Raw genomic sequence first — 6,226 nt, 5'->3', positions numbered from 1 at the left:
AATAGCGAAAAATGCCCCAACATCGTTATGCCACTGCAAAGCGGCCACTCATTCCGATCAAAATACCTGCAAATCTTAAACGTATTGTGTCGAACCTGGATCACTGATAAATATATGAAGTCGATATTACTTTTTATAAACAACAATGTCCAAGGATTACCAGAATATAGGATTAGATGTAATTGACATGGCCGTTGCAAATGGCGATTTGTTGTTTAATAGTAAAACCAAGAGCCAAGATTTCAATCGAGCGTGTGACCATATCTTAGTGCTACTGCTGGATGCTGTTTCATGCTTTGAACGGTGTTCCTATGGAACCGCAGTATTTCTTTCAATTACTGTCATCGAGGAAGTCGCGAAGGCATCCATTGGCTTATTTCGTAGGGCAAACAATACACAACCAGCCAAAGGACGAACAGATAAGTTGTTCAGTCACGTTGCAAAGCATCAAATGGCTATTCTTCCTACAGTATTTATGGGTAAGCGACTAGAAGACGCCATAGGAAAAGAACGCTGCCAACAATTATTAGAAGAGGCGGCAGACGGTAAATTTAGCAAGCTTCGTGAAGATTCTTTGTACTTCCGTAGTGAGCACAATCAATTTGCCACCCCCGGCGAGTCCATCACGAGACAGAAAGCCCGAGAGATGATTTTATTAGCCATTGAAACGGCGGATGATCGATTAGTCGGCTATACAGGGCATACAGGATTGATAGAGAAGCGGATGGATGCGCTATTTGAGGCCGTTGCTAATTTATGATAATTCGTTCGAGCCGTTCCAAAACCTTCCTTGAAAGACAGGGAATGTCCGGTCGCCGACACTGGCCCAACAAGACTTATCCACCACGATGCTGATCTGAGCACAGTATTGGGTTATCGATGTGATAGATAATCATTATTCGTTAGAACAAATTAGGAGAACAAAATGGGCGATTGGGATTTCCTTCACGAAATGAGGGATCGTGGATATAGCCAAGAAGCTATTACTGGAGCCATGGCCTGTGGCTATGCGCCATGGGAGGGGGAAGAGATAGCAAGGCAAGACAGAAAAGCTAAATGGGAGGAATTGAAATCGCAAAGGGACTCAGGCGAAATAACGCCCGCAGAGTTCAAAAAGCGAAAGATAGCGCTATTCAAATAGCGCTTCAATTGCCTATCAAACCGAAACAGGATTCGGCAAGCCGGTTGGCCTGGGTGTTCAAAAGCTAATGAAAGAGGCGGAAGAGTTGCCTGGAATATGTAAGCCAGCGGATTTGACTATTTAACACGCGTCAGCACACGCTTTTCCGGTTCTTGAATAACCGGCGGCTCAGGCTTTATTTCCAAGTGTGCGGGCCTGGTCTGATCAATATCAATGCCATATTTAAGAAGCGCCTCACGGTGCTTTTTAAGTGTTCTGGCAGAATACAACGTAGAAATATCTTGAGCGTAGAACCAAAACGACGCCGTAAGCCTTACCGAATAAGGCTCGCGCTCCGAAATGGCCTTTAAAATCGACTTTGGATGCTCCGGAGGATAGGCCGGGTCCGGCCCAACTACCCAACATTGCACCGGGATCAATTCGAACTTAAATGTCCTCGCATGCTTCCAAAGAAAGTAAAAATCCCTCGCCTCTTTTTCTGTAGAAAATTCCGCCGCTCGTTCCCGACCGCAAACCCTATGTTTAGCCGAAAGATATTGGCCGTACTCGTATTGAAAATGCCAAGGCCAAGCGTCGTGCTTGGTTGGGTCATAAACACCTATCAAATAGCTAAGTCTCAGAATATTCATACCTTTGATCATCCTACACTCAAAATGTCGAGTGACGCAAAAAGTGAAAGATGATGCGTTGATTTTAAAGATTTATTTCAATTTTAATGTCACACGTCAGGCTCATTTTTGCCACATAAAATGAAAAATACCCGATTTTGTGCAAATAATATTGAAAAAATTCGAACCCATAATTCTGATAGAGCAAGTTTGGCCAATACCCGACCGTCCGGTCGTCAACCAATTTGGTTAGTTTCGGCCAGCAATTAAAAGCAGCCACAGACAATGAGTACAATGAAGGTTGGTTGTCCGTTTTTGATGATGGGGATCAACACGAGACAGTCTGTGGCTTGTGGACAAGACATTGTTCGGAATCTTGGTAAAAAATTCCGGTTTATTTATGATATGAGTACTTAACTGATACACAATTCGACAAGCGTCGCCTGATTAGATACCCTAGCAACGATTCGCTTTTGAATCGCTATTTTGGAAAATGGACCTATGAAAAAAAGCTTTTTGACCTCTTTATCGATTTTGGCTGCATCAATTGCTGCTGATGCCTCAGCGGCTTTGCCAGAAAGCGCAACTAATCAAATGCCAACGCTGGACACCGCTTCAGTCGAGAAACAAACATCACAATTGCCGTTTGTGATTGATAGACCAACTGTCGAAAATGGTGGCGTTTTTGTGGCTGCTCACAGCTCGCATGCTTCTCACTCATCTCATCGGTCACACTACTCATCACGCTAAAAAATGACAAAACACGAACTCAGCTTTGATGTTCGCGTTTTTTCGCTTGAAACGATCAAACGGGCGCTTTATCGATATCAAGACAAGTGTTCGTTTGACATTCAACTGAGAGACAGCGACATCGTGATCGCTTTTGAATCATCTATCGAAGACATGGCAGATCGGATTAAACGCGAAGTCTTGGATCAGGACTTGCGCGACACGATTTCGAAACAAACCGCCAACGTCCGCCAACTGATATTAGCAAACGCCTTTTCGAATACAGGATTAATTGGATAATGTCCCCGCTAGGGAAGCGCTTCAAGCTGGTTGATGACTTCAATCAGGCCGAAAACCACGATTATCACCTGCTGCCGTCACGTTTCGCCGGATTGGATGACGGTCGGTATCTTTTAAGCAACGAAGTCGGCGAATATCTGGTCGTTGATCGGTCGCAGCTCGAAAGCTACGTCAAAAAGGCCGTCGATCAGGATAGTGACTTTTACCATGATCTGAAATCCAAGCATTTCCTGTTCGATGACGACTCCAATGTCGCTATCGACCTGCTGGCACTTAAATACCGCACCAAGGCGCTAAGAACTTCGCAATTCACCTCGCTGCACCTCTTCGTGGTCACGTTGCGTTGCGACTATACCTGCCAATACTGCCAGGTATCGCGCCAAACTGACGACAAGCATGCTTTCGACATGTCCGAAGAAACGGCCCGCAAGGCTCTAGCCTTGGTTTTCAGGAGCCCGTCGCCAGCGATCAAAATCGAGTTCCAAGGCGGTGAGCCTCTGCTCAACTTTAATCTAATCCAATACGTCGTGTCAGAAGCCAAAAAGCTCAACGAAACGCACAAACGGGATTTACAGTTCGTCATCACCAGCAACCTGAGCTTTCTCGACGATACCGTACTGGCATTCTGCCAAGAACACGGCATCCATCTGTCGACATCGCTGGACGGTAACGAAGCCCTGCACAACAGCAACCGGCCTCGCCCCGGCAAAAACAGCTACGAGATTACGGTCAAAGGCATCAAAAACGCCCAGCGGTTTTTAGGTCGGGACAAGATTGGGGCGTTGATGACCACGACCGAAAAAAGCCTGTCGCAAGTCAGATCGATCATCGATACCTACCTGGAACATAACCTCGACTGCATTTTCCTGCGTCCGCTCAGCCCGTATGGGTTTGCGGTCAAGAATCACCAGACGCAGAAATACGACATCGATAGATGGTTCGAGTTTTATAAAGAAGGCTTGGACTATATCCTGGAGATCAACCGCCAAGGACACCACTTCGTCGAGGTCTACACGCAAATCATCCTGACCAAGCTGCTGTCGCCGTTCAATACCGGATACGTCGACCTGCAATCGCCTTCCGGCGCCGCGATCGCTGCCATCGTTTATAACTACGACGGCGATGTCTACGCATCCGACGAAGCGCGAATGCTGGCCGAAATGGGCGACAGGAAATTCAGGCTCGGCAGCGTCCATACGGACAGCTACGAAGACATCTGGCTATCGGATGTTCTACTCGATACTTTGGAATCAAGTCTCTCCGAAAGTGCCCCTATGTGCCACGACTGCGGTTTTTTGCCCTATTGCGGCACCGATCCCGTCTACCACTACGCCACGCAACAGGATGTCGTCGGTCATAAGGCGTTCAGCGGTTTCTGCGCTAAGAACATGAAAATCTTCAAGCATGTGATTAAGCTGCTGGAAGACCCAGACACCAAAAAGATATTAACCAACTGGGTGAGATGATGATTCGTTTGAGCGCCAAGGACAATGCCGCTTTATCGGCGATGACGCATGAGGAACCGTTGATCGCCAAGATCACCGTTAATCCGAACCTGCCAAACGGGCTTCGTTCGCAAAGCGTTTTGATCATACATGAACCAGCTGCGATACCTGACGGCTTTGGATTAGTGCTGCTGGCGTTCGATGGCGAAATTGCTAATGCGCCTGTAAATACCGTCAGGCTGTCGAATGACATCCGCTATCTTAAAGAAAACGACGTCATCAAGTTCTATCCTGCCGGCTGCAAGATCAATGTGTTGTACCGGAAAGAAGCGAACGTAAATACTTTCCTGCTGACCGAACGCTGCAACTCGTTTTGCATCATGTGTTCGCAGCCGCCGCGCGATATAGACGACAGCTATTTGGTCGATGACATCCTGGAAGCCTTGCCACTGATACATCCTGAAACGCCTGAGATCGGCTTTTCCGGTGGCGAGACTACGTTAATCGGCAACGATAGCTTCACCCGGCTGATTCAAGCCGCCAAAAACCACTTGCCGAATACCTCACTGCACATTCTGTCCAATGGCCGGAATTTCAATAACCTTGATCTGGCGATTAAGGTTTCGCGCGTTCAGCATCAAGACCTCATGATCGGCATACCGCTGTATGCCGACTATTCGCAACTGCATGACTTCATAGTGCAGGCCGACGGCGCATTCGACGAAACCATACGCGGTATCCTCAACCTTAAGCGCTGCCAGGTGCCGGTAGAAATCCGCGTCGTGATCCATCAGGAAAATTACCATCGCCTACCGAGACTGGCTGAATTCATCACGCGGAATCTCCTATTTGTCGACCACGTTGCCTTGATGGGGCTGGAGATGATCGGTTTCGCGAAATCGAACCAGCAGGCGCTATGGATCGATCCTTACGATTATAGGCATGAGTTGCAGGACGCCGTCGAAACCATGGCGAAAGCCGGCATGAAGGTATCGATCTATAACACGCCGTTCTGCGTCGTTCCCGAAGCTATCCGCTGCCATGCCGTCAAATCCATCAGCGACTGGAAGAACGACTATCTCGACGAATGCTCAAAATGCTCAGCCAAACAGCAATGCGGCGGGTTTTTCTCGTGGAACCTCAGCAAACCCAGCTTACACATTCAGCCCTTATAACGTATGCGCCTATTTTTATTTATTGCCCTTTTTATTAATACCTCAGTTGCTTTATCAGAGACCTTGGAAGGGTTTGTTGTATCAGTACATGATGGCGATACAGTGACATTGCTGTTGGCAAATAAGAGCCAAGTCAAAATCAGGCTAGCGCAAATCGATGCCCCAGAAAGCGATCAGGCGTTTGGTCAGAAATCGAAACAGGCGCTAGCCACCATGGTTTTCAACAAAAACGTCAAGGTTGAAAAAGAGACCGTCGACAAGTACGGACGAACTGTCGGCACGATCTTTGTCGATTCGCTTGATGCAAACAGGGAACAAATCAGACAAGGAATGGCTTGGACATACCGCCAATATCTTCATGATCAAAGCCTCATTCAAGATGAAGAAAATGCCAAACAATCCAAAATTGGCTTGTGGTTTGATCCGAATCCTATACCACCTTGGGAATACAGGCATTCAAAAAAGGGGCAACAGCAGAATTCGCCCCCACGCAATGTGTCGACAGCCATCGAAAAACCGTCAGATAACCAATGCGGCGCAAAACGTTATTGCAAGGAAATGACCTCTTGCGACGAAGCCAAGGTCTACTTGAGTCAATGCGGATTAAGCAGACTTGATGGCGATGGCGACGGAGTTCCGTGCGAAAAGCTGTGTAATAGCAGGTAGCCTATACCTTTTCATTAGCCAGCTAAACTTAAATAAATCTAGTTGCGGATAAAGACTATCATGCGGAAAGACATTGCGGTCTTTTTATGGTTTGTATTTTTACTCGTCCTGCCTATGGTAGGCATGGCGGACACCTATCACGATAACTTAAGAACCTGTCTT

The 6,226-nt window shown here is 47.2% G+C and carries 8 protein-coding genes; 7 read left to right on the top strand and 1 reads right to left on the bottom strand.

All coding sequences use genetic code 11. From position 1 onward, the window contains the following. Positions 1-145 precede the first annotated feature (145 nt). A complete protein-coding gene (locus NP589_RS21035) occupies positions 146-760 on the top strand; it encodes an AbiV family abortive infection protein (protein ID WP_256608727.1) in 615 nt (204 codons plus the stop codon). 165 nt (positions 761-925) lie between these two features. Then, entirely contained in the window at positions 926-1,141 is a 216-nt protein-coding gene (locus NP589_RS21030; RefSeq protein ID WP_256608726.1) for an SHOCT domain-containing protein, read from the top strand. A gap of 116 nt (positions 1,142-1,257) precedes the next feature. Here the strand turns inward: NP589_RS21030 and NP589_RS21025 are convergent, their stop codons facing one another. Continuing rightward, the gene (locus tag NP589_RS21025; protein ID WP_256608725.1) at positions 1,258-1,770 is read right to left on the bottom strand and encodes a hypothetical protein; all 513 of its coding nucleotides are present in this window, start codon (positions 1,768-1,770) and stop codon (positions 1,258-1,260) included. Positions 1,771-2,250: 480 nt separating this feature from the next. On the opposite strand from NP589_RS21025, the gene NP589_RS21020 reads away from it, so the two are divergent. Genes NP589_RS21020 through NP589_RS21000 form a run of 5 tightly spaced genes read left to right on the top strand, consistent with a single transcriptional unit; the run spans position 2,251 to position 6,064 of the window. Beyond that, a complete protein-coding gene (locus NP589_RS21020) occupies positions 2,251-2,499 on the top strand; it encodes a hypothetical protein (protein WP_157205019.1) in 249 nt (82 codons plus the stop codon). Between the two features lie 3 nt (positions 2,500-2,502). Next, positions 2,503-2,778, top strand: a complete 276-nt coding sequence (gene hxsD / locus NP589_RS21015; protein WP_064038676.1) for a His-Xaa-Ser system protein HxsD — start codon at positions 2,503-2,505, stop codon at positions 2,776-2,778. Beyond that, positions 2,778-4,244, top strand: a complete 1,467-nt coding sequence (hxsB, locus tag NP589_RS21010; RefSeq protein ID WP_256608724.1) for a His-Xaa-Ser system radical SAM maturase HxsB — start codon at positions 2,778-2,780, stop codon at positions 4,242-4,244. Before hxsD ends, hxsB begins: the two co-directional genes overlap by 1 nt. After that, entirely contained in the window at positions 4,244-5,398 is a 1,155-nt protein-coding gene (hxsC, locus tag NP589_RS21005) for a His-Xaa-Ser system radical SAM maturase HxsC (protein ID WP_256608723.1), read from the top strand. Before hxsB ends, hxsC begins: the two co-directional genes overlap by 1 nt. Positions 5,399-5,401: 3 nt before the next feature. Beyond that, a complete protein-coding gene (locus tag NP589_RS21000) occupies positions 5,402-6,064 on the top strand; it encodes a thermonuclease family protein (protein ID WP_256608722.1) in 663 nt (220 codons plus the stop codon). Positions 6,065-6,226: the final 162 nt, after the last annotated feature.

Source organism: Methylomonas rosea (genome assembly GCF_024505055.1).
Lineage (GTDB): Bacteria > Pseudomonadota > Gammaproteobacteria > Methylococcales > Methylomonadaceae > Methylomonas > Methylomonas rosea.
This window is presented reverse-complemented; position numbering and strand designations above follow the sequence as displayed.